General features: G+C 67.4%; 17 protein-coding genes and 1 other annotated feature. Of the genes, 4 read left to right on the plus strand and 13 right to left on the minus strand.

What is annotated here, in order from left to right; all coding sequences use genetic code 11:
• Positions 1-16: 16 nt before the first annotated feature.
• From LN047_RS13475 to LN047_RS13515, 9 genes are all read right to left on the minus strand, one after another.
• Complete coding sequence (locus LN047_RS13475) at positions 17-775, minus strand: alpha/beta hydrolase family protein (protein ID WP_373982002.1); 759 nt, start codon at positions 773-775, stop codon at positions 17-19.
• Positions 762-1,892, minus strand: a complete 1,131-nt coding sequence (locus LN047_RS13480) for a DUF3182 family protein (RefSeq protein WP_373982003.1) — start codon at positions 1,890-1,892, stop codon at positions 762-764. The genes LN047_RS13475 and LN047_RS13480 overlap by 14 nt, the downstream gene beginning before the upstream one ends.
• A gap of 8 nt (positions 1,893-1,900) precedes the next feature.
• Positions 1,901-2,902: a lysylphosphatidylglycerol synthase domain-containing protein gene (locus tag LN047_RS13485; protein WP_223575538.1), complete on the minus strand. Its 1,002-nt coding sequence runs from the start codon at positions 2,900-2,902 to the stop codon at positions 1,901-1,903.
• On the minus strand, positions 2,899-4,089 hold the full coding sequence (gene clsB / locus LN047_RS13490; protein WP_373982004.1) for a cardiolipin synthase ClsB: 1,191 nt from the start codon (positions 4,087-4,089) through the stop codon (positions 2,899-2,901). The genes LN047_RS13485 and clsB overlap by 4 nt, the downstream gene beginning before the upstream one ends.
• On the minus strand, positions 4,086-4,853 hold the full coding sequence (locus tag LN047_RS13495; protein ID WP_056317766.1) for an endonuclease/exonuclease/phosphatase family protein: 768 nt from the start codon (positions 4,851-4,853) through the stop codon (positions 4,086-4,088). Before LN047_RS13495 ends, clsB begins: the two co-directional genes overlap by 4 nt.
• Positions 4,854-4,964: 111 nt before the next feature.
• Positions 4,965-6,431: a SulP family inorganic anion transporter gene (locus tag LN047_RS13500; RefSeq protein ID WP_373982005.1), complete on the minus strand. Its 1,467-nt coding sequence runs from the start codon at positions 6,429-6,431 to the stop codon at positions 4,965-4,967.
• A 91-nt stretch (positions 6,432-6,522) separates the two neighbouring features.
• Positions 6,523-6,575, minus strand: a sequence feature (sul1 is cis-regulatory element that is thought to sense ions involved in sulfur or methionine metabolism; They are found in Alphaproteobacteria).
• A 74-nt stretch (positions 6,576-6,649) separates the two neighbouring features.
• Complete coding sequence (locus LN047_RS13505; protein ID WP_373982006.1) at positions 6,650-7,603, minus strand: cytochrome c; 954 nt, start codon at positions 7,601-7,603, stop codon at positions 6,650-6,652.
• Positions 7,600-9,372 (minus strand): GMC family oxidoreductase, encoded by a 1,773-nt coding sequence (locus tag LN047_RS13510; protein ID WP_152384431.1) that lies wholly within the window; start codon positions 9,370-9,372, stop codon positions 7,600-7,602. Before LN047_RS13510 ends, LN047_RS13505 begins: the two co-directional genes overlap by 4 nt.
• Complete coding sequence (locus LN047_RS13515) at positions 9,365-10,123, minus strand: gluconate 2-dehydrogenase subunit 3 family protein (RefSeq protein WP_373982007.1); 759 nt, start codon at positions 10,121-10,123, stop codon at positions 9,365-9,367. Before LN047_RS13515 ends, LN047_RS13510 begins: the two co-directional genes overlap by 8 nt.
• A gap of 114 nt (positions 10,124-10,237) precedes the next feature.
• Here LN047_RS13515 and LN047_RS13520 point away from each other — a divergent pair, with 114 nt between their 5' ends.
• The gene (locus LN047_RS13520; RefSeq protein WP_373982008.1) at positions 10,238-10,660 is read left to right on the plus strand and encodes a hypothetical protein; all 423 of its coding nucleotides are present in this window, start codon (positions 10,238-10,240) and stop codon (positions 10,658-10,660) included.
• A 395-nt stretch (positions 10,661-11,055) separates the two neighbouring features.
• A complete protein-coding gene (locus LN047_RS13525) occupies positions 11,056-12,633 on the plus strand; it encodes a TerC family protein (protein WP_223575532.1) in 1,578 nt (525 codons plus the stop codon).
• Between the two features lie 24 nt (positions 12,634-12,657).
• On the opposite strand, the gene LN047_RS13530 is transcribed toward LN047_RS13525, so the two are convergent.
• The 3 genes from LN047_RS13530 to LN047_RS13540 all read right to left on the minus strand — a co-directional run bounded on the left by LN047_RS13530 (position 12,658) and on the right by LN047_RS13540 (position 14,435).
• Positions 12,658-13,140 carry a hypothetical protein gene (locus LN047_RS13530; protein WP_373982009.1) on the minus strand — a complete coding sequence of 161 codons (483 nt, stop codon included), beginning with the start codon at positions 13,138-13,140 and terminating at the stop codon, positions 12,658-12,660.
• A 126-nt stretch (positions 13,141-13,266) separates the two neighbouring features.
• The gene (locus tag LN047_RS13535) at positions 13,267-13,983 is read right to left on the minus strand and encodes an FMN-dependent NADH-azoreductase (protein WP_373982010.1); all 717 of its coding nucleotides are present in this window, start codon (positions 13,981-13,983) and stop codon (positions 13,267-13,269) included.
• The gene (locus tag LN047_RS13540; RefSeq protein WP_373982011.1) at positions 13,980-14,435 is read right to left on the minus strand and encodes a GNAT family N-acetyltransferase; all 456 of its coding nucleotides are present in this window, start codon (positions 14,433-14,435) and stop codon (positions 13,980-13,982) included. The genes LN047_RS13535 and LN047_RS13540 overlap by 4 nt, the downstream gene beginning before the upstream one ends.
• A gap of 112 nt (positions 14,436-14,547) precedes the next feature.
• Here LN047_RS13540 and LN047_RS13545 point away from each other — a divergent pair, with 112 nt between their 5' ends.
• Positions 14,548-15,972: a PLP-dependent aminotransferase family protein gene (locus LN047_RS13545; RefSeq protein ID WP_373982012.1), complete on the plus strand. Its 1,425-nt coding sequence runs from the start codon at positions 14,548-14,550 to the stop codon at positions 15,970-15,972.
• A gap of 21 nt (positions 15,973-15,993) precedes the next feature.
• Here LN047_RS13545 and LN047_RS13550 read toward each other — a convergent pair whose 3' ends face one another.
• Entirely contained in the window at positions 15,994-16,473 is a 480-nt protein-coding gene (locus tag LN047_RS13550) for a carboxymuconolactone decarboxylase family protein (protein ID WP_373982013.1), read from the minus strand.
• A gap of 242 nt (positions 16,474-16,715) precedes the next feature.
• On the opposite strand from LN047_RS13550, the gene chrA reads away from it, so the two are divergent.
• Positions 16,716-17,972 (plus strand): chromate efflux transporter, encoded by a 1,257-nt coding sequence (gene chrA / locus LN047_RS13555; protein ID WP_373982014.1) that lies wholly within the window; start codon positions 16,716-16,718, stop codon positions 17,970-17,972.
• The last annotated feature ends 10 nt before the right edge of the window (positions 17,973-17,982 follow it).

The raw sequence follows: 17,982 nt of genomic DNA on the forward strand, positions 1-17,982 counted from the left end.
GGCGCCGGAGAACTGCCTAAGGCAGCGGGCGCGGCCGGCCGACCCGCGCGCCCATGACCATTTCGGTCACCCAGTTCACCAGGATCGACGTATAGGCCTGCTGCGAGGCCTTGTCGCTCAGGGCGTGGTCCGCGCCATCCAGGATGCGGTGCGTCATCGAATGGGACCGCCGGAAGGCCGAGCGGTAGTTCATGATCGTCGAGTGCGGAATGTACACGTCGTGCTCGGCTTCCACGATCAGCACGTCGCCGGTGAAGTTGGCGCAAGCCGCCAGCGCGCGGTTGCTTTCGGGCTCGATATGGGTGTTGCGATAAGCCCGCAGGGTTTCGCGGTTGAGCTGGTTCTTGGGCAGCATCCATTCGTCGTCGCGGTATAGCGCGGGCACATGCAGGGCCAGCCAGCGCACGCGGCGCAACCCGCTCAGGATGGCGGCCAGGTAGCCGCCGTAGCTGCTGCCCACCACCGCCACCGAGCCGCTGTCCAGCGACGGATGGGCCGCAAGCCGGTCGTAGGCCGCCATGACGTCGTGCAGGTTGTCGTCGCGCGATACCTGCATCTGCTGGGCCTGCGTGGCGGCATGGCCGCGCAGGTCGAACGTCAGGCACACGCATCCCAGCGCGGCGATGCCCTTGGCGCGGGCCAGGTCGAACTTCTGGTCGCCGCCCCAGCCGTGAATGAACAGCACGCCCGGCACCTTGTTTTCGGGCGTCAGAAACGTGCCGGCCAGTTGCTGGTCCGCCACGTCGATTTCGATTGGGTCGCTAAAGGCGGCCATCGTCGTCCTCCAGAATGCCCCCGGATTTGGTGATCATACCCACGGCGGAGTCCTCGCCCCGGTACACGTATTGCTCCGACGTGGGCGGCGGTTCGTCCGCGCCATAGCGTTCGCGCGTGAAGGCGGACACGGATTTAAGCGATGGCGACAGCATGAACGCCTGCAGCGCGGACAGTTCCGCAATGCTGGCGCCGCCCGCCCGCCACGATTGCTCCAGCACGCCGGCGCGGGGTTCGCCTTGGGCGTTGCGGCCCACGCCCACGTCGTAGTTGCGCCGGGACGCGAAGAAATCAGGATAGGCCGTGGAGACCGCCGTGTCATAGCGGCAGCTCAAGTCCACCGCCTGCCGTTCTTCGTCGGTCAGGTTCAGCGCCCGCAACTCGTCGAAGCCCCCGCGGGCAACGGTGAGATTGGAGCCGCCGTACACCGAGACGCCGTTGTTGTCGGGCGTCAGGCACTGCGTGCCCACGTACGACGCTTCCAGCTTGCCCACGCGCACCCAGCCCACGCTGTAGGTCTCGATCTGCGCCAGGTCTTCCTCCAGCACGAGGCCCAGGCGGCGCACGGATGCGGCGTCCTGTTCGCTCAGCGCGGCCCGCAAATCCTGCGCGTTGCGCACGACGATCTGTCCGCGGCCCGCAGTGGCGTCGGCTGGCTTGACGCGGAATGCGCCTTCCTGCAGCAGCCGTTCCCCGGCCCGGTAGGCGTCCTCCAGCGTGAAGGCGGTGAAGCCGCGAAGCACGACCTCCTCGAGCGCGCCGGCCAAGGATCGCGCCCAACCCTGCGGCACCCGCGCCTGGGCGTCGACGACGCCATGGGTGATGGATTTGGTTGCGACGAAGGCATGCGGCGTCACGCCGCCGAACAGGTCGGCCGCGCGCGTGATGCCCAGCTTTGCCGCGCGGGCCAGGCTGGTGATGCTGCGATCCGGCACGTAGTAGGGCGGCGGTTCGCCGCGATTGCGGGTTGGCCGGAAGTCCGGGGCGAACCGCCGTCCCAGCAAGGCGGCGACGCGCAACGCCAGCGCCTCCTGCGAGGCGATATCGTGTTCGGAAGCAGCGGCGCGCCGCGGATAGGCGGCGACGGTTCCTGCGGAGTCGGGTCGGGGTCTACTCATGACGGTCCTCATTGCACGCGGCTTGCTTGGCCTGGGGGAGCGGCGTCCGCCTTGCGCCGACGCATGCCCAATTTCAGCTCGATCAGGGGATACGCGATCAGCGCCAGGCACAGCGGCGCCAACGCGTAGACGGCGCGGTAGGCCAGGGCCGCGCCCAGCACTTCGGTGGGCGGAATCTGGGATCCCAGCGCGGCCACGAAGATGGCCTCGGTGGTGCCCAGTCCGCCGGGCACGCGGGTGATGACCGACGCGAAGCTCGTGCAAAGCAGGATGCCCAGCACCGCCGGGTAGCTTGCCTTGCCCTGCAGCAGCACATAGCAGATGGCGCCCATCAGGGACCAGGACAGCGCCGCCAGGGCGCATTGCGCCACGGCCATGCGGGCGCGCGGCAGCGCGATGTGGTGGCCCATCCAGGTGACGCTGCGGCGCCGGGCCCGCGCGCACGTCACGACGTACGCAATGCCCAACGACAGCAGCGCAAGTCCCAGGATGCGCAGCATGCCGGAGCCGATCTCCCAGCCCGCCGGCACCGGCACCACGCCCAATGCGAACACGATGCCCGCCAGCCACGCATAGCCGATCCAGTTCGATGCCGCCGCAAACAAGGCGACGCGGGTCGCGACAGACTTGCGGCAGCCCAGCCGCGTGTACAGCCGCAGCCGTGCCCCCAGGCCGCCCACCAGCACGCCCAGGTTCAGGTTCAGCGCGTAGCTCAGCATCGCCACGCCCAGCGCCTTGGGCGCGGGCAGGTGGTGGCGCGTGTACTTCTTGCCCAGGAGGTCCAGGCTGCCGTACGCAAGGTAGCCCGCCACCACCAGTCCGGCCGCGATGGCGATGGTCTGGCCGGGAATCTTGCGCATGGCGACCCACACCTGCGGCCAGTCCACGGAGCGGCCGAAGTAGTACAGCAGCCCGGCGACCACGATCAGCACCAGCACGGGCAGCACGCGCTTGATACGGGGCCAGCGGCGCCTCAACGCCCGCATGGGTGACGAATGCAGGATCTTCATGCGGTCTCCCTTCCGGTATCCGCCGTCATGGATTGCAGGCGCGGCTTGTGGGCCGGCAAGCTGCCCGCCCAGGCGGGGAACCGCCGCAGAAAGTGGAACACCACCACGCCCAGCCACAGGCGGCGCAACCGGCGCCGCGAGTTCTTGGCCATCTCGACCGGCCGGCAGTCCTCGGCAATCAGCCGGTCCAGGCTCTTGCGCAGGGCTGCGTTCAGCGACGCGTCCCGCACCACGACGTTGGCCTCCAGGTTCAGCGCCAGACTCAGCGGATCCAGGTTGCTCGAACCAATCGTCGACCAGTCATCGTCCACGCACGCGACCTTGCCGTGCAGCGGCTGCTTGCAGTACTCATGGATCTCCACGCCCGAATCGATCAGGTAGTCATAGAGCATCGACGCGGCCAGGCGGGCGACCAGGACGTCCGGCTCGCCCTGCAGCAGCAGCCGAACGCGCACGCCGCGGCGGGCTGCCTTCACCAGGTCGCGCAGCAGGTGGTAGCCCGGAAAGAAGTAGGCATTGGCGATCAGCACGTCCGAGCGCGCCGAGCGCACGCCTGCCCGGTAGTAGCGTTCGATGTCGCTGCGATGGCTGATGTTGTCGCGCACCACCAGCCGCCCGCCGCCGTCGCCGGCGGGCAGGGGATCCATCCGGGCGGGACGGCGCCGCAGCCGCCGCTTGCCGTTGCCCAGTTGCGCGCGCGCGTAGTCGGCGATGTCGGCCGCCAGCGGCCCTTCGACCAGCACGGCGTAGTCCTGCTTCGCTTCCGGCCCATAGTCGGGCAAATGGTCCGCGGAAAAATTGATGCCGCCGATGAATGCGCGCTCGCGGTCGATGCCCACGATCTTGCGGTGCATGCGCCGAAACACGTTCGTGCGCACGCCCAGAAAGCGCGGGCGCGGATCGAACACGTGAAAGCGCACGCCGGCCTCGGTCATCGCGCCGATGAATTCCTCGGTCAGCTCGTCGGACCCGTAGCCGTCGACCAGAAGGTCCACGCTGACGCCGCGCTTTGCGGCGCGGATCAGGACCTGCTGGATATCCCGGCCGACAGCATCGTCGAACAGGATGAAGGTTTCCACCAGCACTTCGCTCTTGGCCGCGTCGATGGCCTCGACGACGGCGGGAAAGTACTCCGTGCCGTTTTCCAGCAGGGTATATCGGTTGTTTTCGCGCCAGCCCAGGTTCATAGCGCAATCTCCGCACAAATCGGCACATGATCGGAAAGGCGTGACCAGACGCGCGATGCCAGTGGCACCGGCTTCCAGTCGCGCACACTGCGTACATAGATGCGGTCCAGCCGCAGCAACGGCCAGCGCGCCGGGAAGGTCCGCGCGGGGCGGCCCAGACGCGACGTGAACACCTCTTGCGTGCCGCAATCGCGCATCAGGGTGTCCGCGCGCAGCCGCCAGTCGTTGAAGTCGCCCGCAATCAGCAGCGGCTCGTCGGCGGGCACGCCGTGCGACACCAGCTCGCACAGCCGGCGCAATTGCTCGCCCCGGTGGCGCTCGAGCAGCCCCAGATGCACGCAGATGGCGTGCACGGGCGACGCCAGGGAAGGGGGCCTCAAGACGCAGTGCAACAGGCCCCGTCCCTCATGGCCATCGACGCTCACGTCGTGGTTCTCGTGGCTTTCGATCGGGTAGCGCGACAGGATCGCGTTGCCGTGATGTCCTTCGGGGTAGACCGCGTTGCGGCCATACGCGAAGTCCGTCCACAAAGTGTCGGCAAGAAATTCATACTGCGACTGCGCCGGCCAGGAATCGTGGCGCCCGGCGTGCGTCTGGTGTTCGCCCAGGACTTCCTGCAGAAAGACCACGTCCGGGGAGGCGGTGCGCAGCGCCTCACGCAGGTCGTGCAGCATGAAGCGGCGGTTGAAACTGGTAAAGCCCTTATGGGTGTTGACCGTCAACACCGTCAGCGTCGTGGCGTCGAGGGAATGCGAAGCGGGCATGAAAACTCCGGCAGATGCGATCTGGCGGAGTGAGCAAGCGGCGTGCCCGGGAAGTAACCAAACGTGTTGATCCGCAGCCGAGTCCCTGAAGGAATCGGCCGCGACGGCGCGCTAGTGGCCCGACTGCGCCCCGGGTTGGGCATAACGCCCGACCAGCGTGGCGCTGGCCTCGTTCAGTCCCATGACCTCGACCTGACGGCCCGCGCGGCGCAGCTTGAGCGTCACCTTGTCCAGTTCGCCAACGGCCGAAATGTCCCAGAAGTGCGCGCCCGTCAGATCGATCACCACGCGCTCCACGGCTTCATGAAAGTCGACCGCCGCCGAAAACCGCGACGCCGAGGCGAAAAAGATTTGCCCCGAATAGCGGTAGGTACGCGTGCGCCCATCCTCGGACAGCGACGTGGCCACGTGCAGCAGCCCCTTGACCTTGCCGGCAAAGAACAGACCGCTCAGCACCACGCCCACCAGCACGCCGCGTGCCAGGTCGTGCGTCCAGACCACCACGGCGACCGTCGCCAGCATGACGACCGACGACTGCCAGGGATGCGAGCCAAGGTTGCGCAAGGAGCGCCAGCTGAAGGTGCCAATCGACACCATGATCATCACGGCCACCAGGGCCGGCATCGGGATCTGCGCCACCAGGGGGCCCAGCGCCACGATCAGGAACAGGAGGAAGACGCCCGCCACGCAGGTGGACAGACGCGTGCGGCCGCCGGCGCGCACGTTGATGACGGACTGGCCGATCATGGCGCAGCCGCCCATGCCGCCCAGAAAGCCCGTGACCAGGTTGGCAATGCCCTGGCCCTTGCATTCGCGGCGCTTGTCGCTGGCGGTGTCGGTCATGTCGTCCACGATCTGCGCCGTCATCATCGATTCCAGCAGTCCCACCGCGGCCATCGTCAGCGAGTACGGCAGGATGATGCGCAGGGTCTCCAGCGTGAAGGGCACATCGGGAACCATGAACGACGGCAGGGCAGAGGGCAGCGCGCCCATGTCGCCCACCGTGTTGACGTCCAGCCCCGCCTGGATGGAGACGGCCGTCATGACGATGATGGCGATCAGCGGCGATGGGATGACCGTGGTGAGCCGGGGCAGCAGATAGATGATGGCAAGCGCGGCGGCCACCATGGCATACGTGACCCATGTCACCCCGATCAATTGCGGCAGCTGCGCCATGAAGATCAGGATGGCCAGCGCATTGACGAAGCCAGTCACGACCGATCGCGACACATACTGCATCAGCAGGTCCAGCCGCAGGAATCCGGCCGCGATCTGCAGCAGGCCCATCAGCACGGTCGCGGCGAACAGGTAGCTGACGCCATGCTCGCGCACCAGCGGCGCGACCAGGACCGCGACCGCGGCGGTCGCGGCCGAGATCATGCCCGGCCGCCCGCCCATGAACGAGATGATGAACGCGATGGAAAATGAGGCATACAGGCCAACGCTGGGATCGACCCCGGCGATGATGGAAAAGCCGATGGCTTCGGGAATCAGGGCAAGGGCGACGAGCACCCCCGACAGAACGTCCGCGCGCGGATTGGCCATCCAGTCGCGGCGAAGCTTGGAAAGAACTGACATTGATTGGCTAAGCAGATTTGAGCAAGCGCCGGGCGTGGGTCCCGCCGCAGCGTGTGCGGCAGGTCAAGGGCGAACGCCCGTTGGGCTTGCAGGTTGTCCGAGGGATAGGCGCCCGGCCGAGCCACCCGGCAAGCCGGGTCCATCTGGGATCGCGACAGCGTCGCGGCCGCGCACCCGTTGCGGGTGCGGCGGACGGAATTGTACTGCCTAACCGGCGCCTACCGCGGCGCCGGCGCCGGGCCGGCGTAGTATTGCGCCAGCGCCTGGATCTCCGCGTCGGTCAGGCGCTGCGAAAACGCCCGCATCACGCCGACATCGTCGTTCTGGCGCGATCCATTGCGAAACGCGTTCATCTGGTCGGTGAAATATTCCCGAGACTGCCCGGCCAGCCGCGGCAGCAACGGGCCTTCGCCCATGCCGCGCAGACCATGGCAATTGGCGCAGGCGGGCAGGGCGCGCGCGCCGTCGCCTTCGACATCCAGCTTGCGCGCCGCCTCGCCGCCGAACTCGCCCACGTGCAGCGGCGGACCGGCCAACGTGCCGTAGTAGGCCGCCACCTGTCCGATTTCTTCCTCTGTCAGCGCGCGCGCGATGGTGTTCATCAGGGGTTGCACCCGCGTGCCGGACCGGAAGTCGGCCAGCTGCTTGGCCAGATACTCGCTGCGCAGGCCCGCCAGGTTGGGGAATATGCCGCCCGTGGGTGTGATGCCGGCGGGGCCGTGGCAGGCCACACAGGCCTGCACCCCCGCGCCGGGCTTGCCGTTTGCGGCCAGTTGCTTGCCTGATTCCGGATCGGCCTCGCGCAGCCATTTTTCCCAATCGGGGCGCGACGCGGTGAAATCGGTGGCGCTGCGTCCTGGCACGGGTTTCAGGGGGGCAGGCGCCTGGGTGCCTGAGGTGGCGGCAGGGGCCGCCGCGCCCGATCCTGCGGCGGGACCCGTCGCGGCCGGCGCGGCAGCCGGTGCAGCCGGGGCCGCCCCTTGCCCCGCAGGCGCGGCCGCCTGCGGGGCCGGACTCGCGGCGGGCACTGGCGGTTGCGGCACGGCCGAGGCCCGGATCGCCTCGTCGCCGCCCGCGCCCATCATTTGGTGCACGGTTGCGACCAGCGTGATGGCAGGCACCGCGACCATCAACCCGACAGTGAAGATGATGCCTTTGCGATGTTCGATCATGATGACACCAGCGGGCCCGGCGAACGCAGATAGTCCGCCTTGATTTTCTCTACGATCCAATAGGCGGTGGCGCCCACGGTGCCTGTCGGGTTGTAGCCCGAGTTCTGCGGAAAGAGCGCGGCGCCCGTGACGAACACGTTGGGTACGTCCCACGACTGACCGTAGCGATTGACGACGCTGGTGTTGGGATCGTCGCCCATTGCCGCGCCGCCCGTCAGGTGGGTCGACTGATACGCGGTCGCCGAAAACGGCCGCTTGCGCGGGCCCGGTTCGGTGCGGACGATGCCCTTCATGGCGCGTGCGATTTCATCGCCTTTTTCCGTCAGAAAAGCCGACATGCGGATGTCGTTGTCGGGAAAGTCGTAGGTCACCCGCAACAGCGGCAGGCCCCACGCGTCCTTGTAGGTGGGATCCAGGCTCAGGTAGCCGCCGCGCCAGGGCTGCGCCGAGCCGGTAATGGTGATGTTGGCCGCATGGTTGTAGTAGCGCGCGACCGCCTTCTTCCATTCAGAGCCCCACGACGGCGTGCCCTTGGGCGTGGGATGAAAGCCGATCGGCGCGCCGCTGACCACCTGAATCTGCAGATAGCCGCCGCCGACGAAGCCCACGGGCCCATGGTCGAAGTTGTCGGCGCTGAAGTCGTCCATCGTTACCGCCACCGCGCCGGCGCCCATGAACGGGTTGATGTTGACCGACTCATCGAAAAAGAGGTTCACGCCCGAGGTGGTCTGGTGCGTGTAGTTGCGGCCCACGACGCCGGTGTTGGTTGCCGGATCGAAGGGCTTGCCGATCCCCGAGAGCAACAGCAGCCGCACGTTGTTGATGCCGAACGCGCACAGCACGACGATTTCGGCCGGCTGGAAGACTTCTTCGCCGCCCGCATCCACGTACGTCACGCCCCGGGCGCGCTTCTTGTCCGGCGTCAGCTCCACGCGCAGCACATGCGCGCCGGTGCGGATCTCGAAATTCTCCATCTTCATGGCCACCGGCAGGATGCACACCTGCGGCGAGGCCTTGGCGAAGTGCTCGCAACCAAAGTTGGAACAGAATCCGCAGTACACGCACGCGCTCATGTGCAGGCCTTCGGTGTTCACATAAGGCCGCGTACAGAGCGCGGACGGCTGCACGTAAGGGTGATAGCCCAGCTTGCGTGCGGCTTCGCCGAAGAGCGCCGGCGCGTAGGGCACCTTCATGGGCGGGTTGGGGTAGGGGCGCGAGCGCCACGGCTCGAACGGGTTGCCGCCTTCCTGTTTCTCGCCCTTGATGTTGCCCGCCTGGCCGGAAGCGCCGATCAGGTAATCGAAGCGGTCGAAGTACGGCTCCAGCTCGTCATAGGTGATGCCCCAGTCCTGACAGGTCAGTTCCTTGTCGAAGATGTCCTTGCCATAGCGCTCGTTGTAATGGCTGCGCATGACGAAGTCGGTGGGATCGAAGCGGTAGTAGGCGCCCGACCAATGATTGCCCGCGCCGCCCAGATGCGTGCCGGGGTAGGCAAATTGCCACCGGCGCATCGGCAGCGCCTTCTGGTCCGTGTTGTTGCGGAACGTGTAGGTTTCGGTCGCGGCGTCCTGGTGCAATTCGTGGCGGCGCGTGTACTTGAGTTCGTCGTGGACATTGGGCCCCTGAAAGTCAGGCGACGGCCACCGCGCCTCGCCGCGTTCCAGCACCACGACCCGTTGCTTGGCGGCGGCAAGCTCCTTGCCGATGATGGAACCGGTCCATCCGCCTCCAATGATCGCCACGTCCACCGCCGGTAACGTTTTAGCCATGCTTGCCTCCGGGCGTCGTCTTGTGGCTCGTGGCGTTGGCAATGGACACCGGCTGGCCGGCCCAGATCACGCCGTGGCGCTCGATGTCGTTGGAAAACGAGGCAAACGCGCCGGGAAACCCCACGAGCTTCCACCCCACCATGTCCGCATTGCCGCCATAGAGCGGGTCCGAAAAGAACCCTTCGATCGTGCCTTCGAGCAGCGCCTGGAAGAACACGCCAGAAGGCAGGGGCGAGAAGTCGGGCCTGCCTTCCTGCATGTCGCGCAGCCAGGCGTCCTGGCGCGCCTCATCCAGCTCGGCGAAAGGTTTGCCATCCTGCTTGCGGGCCGCCGCGTCCAGTGCGGCCAGGCCGCGCCGGAACATCTCGGCCGGTGTGAACGAAAGCTGGTAGCCCTGTTCCGGCGTGCCCGGTTCGAAGGGGCCCTGCCGGTAGAGCTGGCTGCCCGCGCCCCAGGCCCCGGCAAGCTGGCCGTCAAGAAACAATGTCACCCCGGCTTCCTTGGCGCCCGGACCCAGGTCGTCGGCCGGAATCAGCCGGGCAGCGATGGCGTCCATCGTCAAGGCTTCCTGCGCATTGAAAAATTTGAGCGTCCGGTTGGGCGCCGCGCCAGTCGCGGCAGCGTCCGGTTGGGGGGCAGAAGGGGGATGGTCCGGTGCGCTGATTGCGCGGGGCGCCCAGGCGGCGCCGGGGACGCCGACGGCAAGGGCCTTGAGCAGCCCCCGCCGGCCGGGTACAGGTTGATCACGCATGTATCGCTCCCTTGGCGGGGCAGGCACGCCACTTGCCCCTGGATGAACAGAGATCCCGCGTCAGCTTATTGGCCTGGGGCTCAGTGTGTCACCGCTGTCGACCAAGGAGCAACCATGAAACATCCGATTCTGTATCTGTGCGCTACTGCCATGAGCGGCTTGCTTGCCACCGGCGCGTCGGCGCAGCGCGTTGAAAAAACGTTGGTTGCGCAGGCGCAGATGACGACGCCCGGCATGAGCGCCACCGGCCAGTCCAAGCGGGACCAGCCGTCCGGCGCGCAACAGCCGCCCGCGCAAACGCAGGGTGCGCAGGACAAGGGCGCAAACCATAAGGGCGCAAAAGAGAAGCAGCGCGATCCCGGCCGGGACGAGCCCGCGCGGGCCGGATCGAGTCCGCAGCAAGACGACGCCGGCGCGGACACGCGAGGCGCCAAGGGCACTCCGGGCAGCAACACCGGCTCGACAGGCCACGGCGGCATGCCCGGCTCCGGCGCGTCGTCGGGCTCTGGCGGCACGGCTGACCTGCGCGGCCAATGAGGGGAGTAGCGGCCCCAATTCGCGCAATGCCGTGTTTCAGGTAAGATTCAGGATCCTGTAAGAAAGAGAGCCCGGCGGATATTCCGATGCATTGCTGCCCCGGCAGCCTGGAGCCATCCGCCTTCTATGAACGAAGACCCTCCTCCTAGCAGGGCGCCGCACTCCTGCCGGCGCCCGATACCTCCTCCTCACACTGCCGCGGCAAGGCTTGTCTGCCTGCGCGCCGCCTCCCTGATCGCCACTGCGGCCACGCCGCGCCTGGGCGGCCGCGCGCCGCCTCGCCGGGTCACGTCCATTCGCGCACCTCTGCAACGATGGCTGCGCGCACCTGATGCACTCCCTTCCCGCCGGCGCGCCCCGAACGCGCGCTCGCTTACGCTTTCCGTGGAAACCTGATGATTTTCGACTGGATGTCCGACCCCACCGCCTGGCTTGGCCTGGCGACGCTGGTCATTCTTGAAATTGTGCTGGGCATCGACAACCTGGTGTTCATTGCCATCCTGGCGGACAAGTTGCCGCCCGAGCAGCGCAACCGCGCGCGGCTCATTGGCCTGACGCTCGCGCTGGTGATGCGTTTGGGCCTGCTGGCCAGTATTGCCTGGGTGGTCACGCTGACCGCGCCGCTTTTCACCGTGCTGGGCGCCGAAATCTCCGGACGCGATCTGATATTGATCCTGGGCGGCCTGTTCCTGCTGTTCAAAGGCACGATGGAACTGCACGAACGCGTGGAAGGCAGCGCCAGCCACGACCAGGGGCACAAGCCGCAGCACGCCGTCTTCTGGCAGGTCATTCTGCAGATCGTGGTGCTGGACGCCGTGTTCTCGCTGGACTCCGTCATCACCGCCGTGGGCATGGTGCAGGAACTGAGCATCATGATGATCGCCGTGGTGCTCGCAATGGCCGTCATGATGATCGCCAGCCGCCCGCTGATGGCATTCGTGGGCCGTCACCCGACGGTGGTGATCCTGTGTCTGGGCCTGTTGCTGATGATCGGTTTCAGCCTGGTGGCCGAAGGCCTGGGCTTCCACGTTCCCAAGGGTTACCTGTATGCGGCCATCGGCTTCTCGATCCTGATCGAGCTGTGCAACCAGCTGGCCCGCCGCAACCGCGCCCGAGGCACGCATGCGCTTGGCCGCCGGCAGCGCACGGCGCAGGCCGTGCTGCGCCTCTTGCGCGGCGGCCGCGCCGGCCAGCCGGTGTCTCAAGCCGATGAAGTGGTCGCGCTGGTGGACGGCGCCGGGGACGAGCCGGCCTTCGCGCCCGAGGAAAGCTCGATGATCGAGCGCGTGCTGTCCATCGGCACGCGCGACATCCGCTCGATCATGGTCCCGCGCGGCGACATGACGTGGCTGGATGTGTCCGACACGCCCGACGTGATCATTCGCAAGTTCGCCACCGGTCACTCGCGCTTGCCGCTGTGCGCGGGGGATCCGGCCAACGTGTTGGGCGTGCTGCACTTCAAGGAGGTCCTGCCGCTGCTGCAGAACCCCGGCCCGATCGACCTGGTGGAACTGGCGCGCGAACCGCGCTACGTGATGGAAACCACGCCGGTGCTGAAGGTGCTGGATGAACTGCGCGCCTCGCGCGATCACATGCTGATCGTCGTCGATGAACACGGCGTGTGCGAAGGCCTGGTCACGCCGCTGGACGTGCTGGAAGCGGTGGCGGGCGACTTGCCTGAACACCAGGAAGACCACCCGGACGCCCTGCAGCTTTCCGACGGCTCGTGGCTGCTGGGCGGCCGCTTGTCCGTCGACGAAGCCGCACGCCTTCTGGATGCGCCGGCGCTTGCCGACGACTATCCCGATGCAACGCTGGCCGGATGCCTGCTGCGCGCGGGCGGCCGGATCCCCGAAACGGGCGACACCGTAATGCTGCGTGACTGGGGGTTCGAAGTGACGCGGCGGGACGGCCTGCGAATCGACCAGGTGCATGCGCGTCCGCACCAGCCCGAAGTCAGCGCGGCCGACTGACGGGCAGGGCGGCTCGCCGCCGCCTCAACTGCAGATGCGGCGCCATGGCGACCGGTTCACCGGGCAATAGCCCGGACACCGTGTCGCCACGGCCTTGCCGCTCACGCATTGCGCGTTCGGCTCGGTGAAGCCGTATTCCATGCTGCCGTAGCATCCGCACAGTTCCAGGATGGTGCCTGGCGGGTGTTTTGGCGGCTCGGCGGGCGCCTTTACCGGCTTGGCGGTCTTTGTGGTGTTGGCGGCGGAGGTCGCGGCTGGCGCGGCCGGGGATGCCGCGGATCCGGCGTCGGCTGCCCCCGCGGCGGCGGGCGCAGCGGCCTCGGGCGGCGCGCGGTTCGATTTGGTTTCGCCCGCGCCCAGGCGTTCCTTCACCGCTGTCGCGCTCATTCCGCAGCGTTTGGCAATCGTCGCCACGCTGCGTCCCGCGTCCGACATCCCGCGCAAGGTCTTGTCGCTGCATGCCGCCTGCGCACCGGCTGGCGCGAGGACACTCAGCCACAGCAGCACGCATGCGATTGCTCCAGGCCTGCATAGCGTCATGTTGCGCCTCCCGCACCTTGGTGCGCCGGGGCAGGACCACGCCCAAGTTGGACCACAAGTGCGGGCTAGCGTAGAGCGGCTAAATCAAGCGTGTCAATGCGGCCCGATCGGATGGCCCGAAGGGATTGCGTCACCGGCCGCCAGCGGGTCGGACGGGCGCCATCCGGCTGGTATCCGGCTGGAGCCGCATGTGGAGGCTGAAAAAGAAATGGCATCGACCGCGCGTTCGGCCTGCTTGCGAGCACCCGCAAGATAAGCCGGCCCACGGGCCGTTCCCTCCACCGATACAAACGTCACCTGTTTCAGCCCGATGGTCGCCAGCACGTGCCGCAGGTATGGCGTCAGGAAGTCCGGCTGACGGGCCTCTTCGCCGCTGAAGGCTCCGCCCGACGAAATCGCGACAAACACGGGGCGGTCCGCCAGCAATCCGACCTTGCCCTGCGGCGTGATGTGAAACGTATTGCGCACCCGGACGACAAGATCCAGCCATGCCTTCAACGCGGAGGGGACGGTGAAGTTGTGCATGGGCGTGGCCAGCACGATGTGGCTGGCGTTTTCCAGCATCCGGATCAGCGCGCCCGACGCGTGCAGCGAACCGCGCCCGAGCACGTCGGCGGCAGGATCCGCCGGCGCGGCCAGCGCCGCGGCATAGTCGCTGTCCGCATGGGTGAGGGTGGTTGCGTCAAACTCGACGACCTCCAGGCCGCCGGCCGGCGCCGACCGCACGAGGCGGTCGACGATGCGCTGGGACAGGCGATAGCTCTCGGAATCGAGCCCACGCGGGCTGCAGCGGATACGAAGAATGCTCATTGGGTGTTTCCTTTCAAGGATTTGCTGAACCGGATGGCGCTGGTCAACAGGCCCTGCCGGAAGTAGAAGCGTTGCGCCAGTGCGTTGCCCAGCCCGGTGTCCAGCACCAGCTTGTCGCAGTCCGCGCCGCGCGCCAGGTGATCCAGCTCGGCGATTAGCCGGGCGCCCCAGCGGCTGCCGCGGGCCGACGGCGACACCACCAGGTCGTCCACGTACAGGAACCGCCCGTAGATCAGGTTTTCCTGATACCGGTATCCCGCCAGCGCCAGCGCCTCGCCGTCGCGCATGACGGCGAGCAGGCGATAGTTCTGCTGGTGCATGCGGGCCAGGCGTTCGACAAACGCGTCGTCGTGGGCAAGATGGGGGCGCAGCTCGCGCATCAGCGGCAGGCAGGCCTGCCATTCTTCCGGGGTCTCCAGATGGCGCAAGGACGGTTCCGTGGATGTGTGCATTGGATCAGTAGCTCGAAGTTCAGGGCGCGAAGCGTACGCCCACCGTGAGTACGAATCTTAAAAACCACATGCCATAATTTGAAGGGCCATAAATGCGCTTACGGACTATGCCATGATTCCCGCAACCCCCGACGGTCTGCAAACCGTCTCTGACGCCGCCGGTCATCCACTCTACCGCCAGATCTATGAGCGGTTCCGGGGCGCCATCGCCGAGGGTACCCTCAAACCCGGCGACCGCATCCCGTCGGCACGCGCGCTTGCCAAGGAAATCGGCGTGGCGCGCGGCACCATCGAGGTCGCTTATTCGCTGCTGGCGTCCGAGGGCTACATCCAGGCGCGTGGCCAGGCCGGCACCGTGGTCGCTCCCAACCTGCAACCGATTGCGCGCTCCGCGCCCGCCGCAAAGGCCCGGCCCGCCGAGGCGCCGGAAGACGGCTGGCAACGTCCCGCCGCCCCGTTGCCCTTCCAGATGGGGCTGCCCGCGCTCGACGCCTTTCCGCGCAAGATCTGGGCGCGTTTGGGCGCGCGCCATCTGCGCGGCATGCAGCCGCCGGACCTTGCGTACCCCGATCCCTCGGGCTTGCTCGCGCTCAGGACCGCGACGGCCGCCTACCTGCAGGTGGCGCGCGGCATCCAGTGCACGCCCGGTCAGGTGTTCATCACGTCGGGCTACAACAACACCCTGCAGCTCATCATGCAGGCGTTGTTCAAGCCCGGCGATTCGGTCTGGGTGGAAGACCCCGGCTATCCGCCCACGCGGGCGCTGCTGGCGCAGGCAGGGATGCAGGCCGTGCCGGTGCGGGTGGACGCGCAAGGGCTGGTCGTGGAGGCGGGCATTGCGCAGGAGCCGCGGGCCAGGGCGGCGGTCGTGACGCCCGCGCACCAAAGTCCGCTATGCCTGTCGCTATCGCTGCCCCGGCGCCAGGCGCTGCTGGACTGGGCCGAACGCAGCAGCGCGTGGATCGTGGAGGACGATTACGACGGCGAATATCGCTACGTCGGCCGTCCGCTGCCGGCCCTGAAAAGCCTGGACCGCCAGGGCCGCGTGCTGTATTCGGGCACCTTCAGCAAGGTGCTGTTTCCCGGCATGCGGCTCGCCTACCTGGTGGTGCCCGAGGAGCAGGCGCCGCGCTTCGAGCGTCTGTGCATGCTGCTGGCGGGCGGTGCGCCGGCGTTGACGCAGGCCGTGCTGGCCTCGTTCATCAACGAAGGACACTTCGCGCGCCATATCCAGCGCATGCGCCGGCTGTACAGCGAACGGCGCGAGGCCACGGCCGCGGCGCTGTCCAGCGTGCTGGGCAACCGGTTGCGCATCGATCCGCAGCCGGGCGGCATGCACCTGGTGGCGCGGCTGGACGGCCATCGGACCGACCGCGAACTTGCGGCGCGCATGCTGCGGCAGGGCCTGTACGCCCATGCCTTGTCGCACTGGTCGGCGGCGCCGGACGCGCGCGCCGGCCTGCTCATGAGCTTCACCAATATCGTCTCGGCCGAGCAGGCGGAGCAACTGGCGCGCCGCATCCTGCAGCTCATGTGAGTCGCGCCAGGAGAACGCCGGTCAGCTCAAACCGGCCTTGTCCAGGCCATAGGCCTTGTCCGCGGACCCGGGCTCGGTACGGAACGCGACGTTCAGCCGGTTCCAGCCATTGATCCCGACCACCAGGAAGGTCAGATCCGACAGCTCGGATTCCGTGAACTGCGCCCGCACGGCGTTGTAGATCTCGTCCGGCACGCCGTGCGGCGGCAGCGTCGTAAGCGCCTCGGTCCATTCCAGCGCGGCGCGTTCGCGCGGCGAAAAAAGGGGCGATTCGCGCCAGATGGCGACGTGATGCAGGCGCAGCGCGCGCTCGCCCTTGATCGTGGCTTCCTTGACGTGCATGTCCAGGCAGAATCCGCAGCCGTTGATCTGCGAGGCACGGATATCGACCAGCGAGCCAAGCTCCTGGACCACAGGCGTCTTCTTCAGCGCCATGCTGAAGTCCAGATACTTCTTCGACAGGACTTCGGACACCTGGAAATAATTCAACCGTTGGCTCATGTTCAGACCTTTCTATTGCAATGGGATGGGGGAATGACCGGCAAATGATGGCGCCGATTGGCCTACCGCTGAAGTGCCAAGAACCCATTTTTGATATGGGCCATGATGCGCCGGGCGGTGCGCCCGCCAAGCGCCAATTCCTGACATTTATCCGATTGAATCCCGGCCGTGGCCCGGCTATAAGCTTGGTGCTGGGGCCTTTTATAAAATCGCCGCCCCGATTCCCCACGAAGCCCGAGCCAATGCCGCACCCATCCCCCCATGACGAACATGTCGACAGCAAGCCGGCCACCGGCGCGCGCGCCCAGACGGACCGAGGGTCCTGTCTTGAAGTGTTTCTGGTGTTCCTGCGCCTGGGCTTGACGTCCTTTGGCGGACCGGTCGCGCATCTGGGTTACTTCCGCACCGAATTTGTCGACCGGCGCCGATGGCTCGATGATTACACCTTTTCGGACCTGGTCGCGCTGTGCCAGTTTCTGCCGGGCCCGGCCAGCAGTCAGGTCGGCATGGCGATCGGCCTGCGCCGCGCCGGGTGGGCCGGCATGCTGGCCGCGTGGGTCGCCTTTACGCTGCCTTCGGCGCTCGCCCTGATCGGATTTGCGATGGGGCTTGCCCACTACGGCTGGCTTTCCGGGTCGGCGGCCATTCATGGGCTGAAGGTGGCCGCCGTGGCCATCGTTGCGCAGGCGGTATGGGGAATGGGCCGTTCGCTGTGCCCGGACCGATCCCGCGCCGCGCTGGCGGTCGCCGCCGCATTACTCACGGTGGTGCTGCCGGCCGCGCTGGGGCAGATCGGCGCCGTGGTGCTGGGCGCGGTGATCGGTGCGGCCTTCCTGCAATTGCCGGCCCGGCCCGTCCTGTCCCACGCGCCTTCCGGCGTGTCGCGCGCGGCGGGCGTGGCCTCGCTGGTGCTATTTGCCGTGCTGATGGCGGGGCTGCCGCTCTGGGCGCTGATCTCCAGCGGCGCGCTGGCGGGCCAGATCGACGGCTTCTATCGCGCCGGCGCGCTGGTCTTTGGCGGCGGGCACGTGGTGCTGCCGCTGCTGGAGACGGCGTCGGTCTCCACCGGCATGGTGTCCAGCGCGGACTTCCTGGCCGGTTACGGTGCGGCCCAGGCCATGCCAGGGCCCTTGTTCACCTTCGCGGCCTTCCTGGGCGCGATGTCGTCCGGCCCCTTGTCCGGATGGGCGGGCGGCTTGCTGCTTCTTTGTGTCATCTTCGTGCCGGGCGCTTTACTGCTTACCGCGGCGCTGCCGTTCTGGGACACGCTGCGGCGCCGGCCAGGCGTGCGCAACATGGTGGCCGGCGTCAATGCCAGCGTCGTCGGCATCCTGCTCGGCGCGCTGTATGACCCTGTCTGGACCAGCGCAATCCTGGGCAAGGCCGACTTTGGCCTCGCGCTGTTGCTGTTCGCGTTGCTGGTCTATGCCCGCTGGTCGCCGTTATGGGTGGTGCTGCTGGCGGCCGTCAGCGGCTGGTCGCTGGGCTGGCTGGTCTAACGCCCGGCCC

The sequence above is a fragment of the Achromobacter sp. JD417 genome, from assembly GCF_041879325.1.
Taxonomy (GTDB): domain Bacteria; phylum Pseudomonadota; class Gammaproteobacteria; order Burkholderiales; family Burkholderiaceae_B; genus Achromobacter; species Achromobacter mucicolens.

Excerpts from the sequence above, each read along its gene's own strand:
- LN047_RS13510 (WP_152384431.1), bottom strand. The coding sequence starts at position 9,372 with ATGGCTAAAACGTTACCGGCGGTGGACGTGGCGATCATTGGAGGCGGA.
- LN047_RS13525 (WP_223575532.1), top strand. The coding sequence starts at position 11,056 with ATGATTTTCGACTGGATGTCCGACCCCACCGCCTGGCTTGGCCTGGCG.
- LN047_RS13535 (WP_373982010.1), bottom strand. The coding sequence starts at position 13,983 with ATGAGCATTCTTCGTATCCGCTGCAGCCCGCGTGGGCTCGATTCCGAG.
- LN047_RS13485 (WP_223575538.1), bottom strand. The coding sequence starts at position 2,902 with ATGAAGATCCTGCATTCGTCACCCATGCGGGCGTTGAGGCGCCGCTGG.
- LN047_RS13500 (WP_373982005.1), bottom strand. The coding sequence starts at position 6,431 with ATGTCAGTTCTTTCCAAGCTTCGCCGCGACTGGATGGCCAATCCGCGC.
- LN047_RS13505 (WP_373982006.1), bottom strand. The coding sequence starts at position 7,603 with ATGATCGAACATCGCAAAGGCATCATCTTCACTGTCGGGTTGATGGTC.
- LN047_RS13545 (WP_373982012.1), top strand. The coding sequence starts at position 14,548 with ATGATTCCCGCAACCCCCGACGGTCTGCAAACCGTCTCTGACGCCGCC.
- LN047_RS13550 (WP_373982013.1), bottom strand. The coding sequence starts at position 16,473 with ATGAGCCAACGGTTGAATTATTTCCAGGTGTCCGAAGTCCTGTCGAAG.
- LN047_RS13475 (WP_373982002.1), bottom strand. The coding sequence starts at position 775 with ATGGCCGCCTTTAGCGACCCAATCGAAATCGACGTGGCGGACCAGCAA.
- LN047_RS13495 (WP_056317766.1), bottom strand. The coding sequence starts at position 4,853 with ATGCCCGCTTCGCATTCCCTCGACGCCACGACGCTGACGGTGTTGACG.
- LN047_RS13520 (WP_373982008.1), top strand. The coding sequence starts at position 10,238 with ATGAAACATCCGATTCTGTATCTGTGCGCTACTGCCATGAGCGGCTTG.
- clsB (WP_373982004.1), bottom strand. The coding sequence starts at position 4,089 with ATGAACCTGGGCTGGCGCGAAAACAACCGATATACCCTGCTGGAAAAC.
- chrA (WP_373982014.1), top strand. The coding sequence starts at position 16,716 with ATGCCGCACCCATCCCCCCATGACGAACATGTCGACAGCAAGCCGGCC.
- LN047_RS13515 (WP_373982007.1), bottom strand. The coding sequence starts at position 10,123 with ATGCGTGATCAACCTGTACCCGGCCGGCGGGGGCTGCTCAAGGCCCTT.
- LN047_RS13480 (WP_373982003.1), bottom strand. The coding sequence starts at position 1,892 with ATGAGTAGACCCCGACCCGACTCCGCAGGAACCGTCGCCGCCTATCCG.
- LN047_RS13540 (WP_373982011.1), bottom strand. The coding sequence starts at position 14,435 with ATGCACACATCCACGGAACCGTCCTTGCGCCATCTGGAGACCCCGGAA.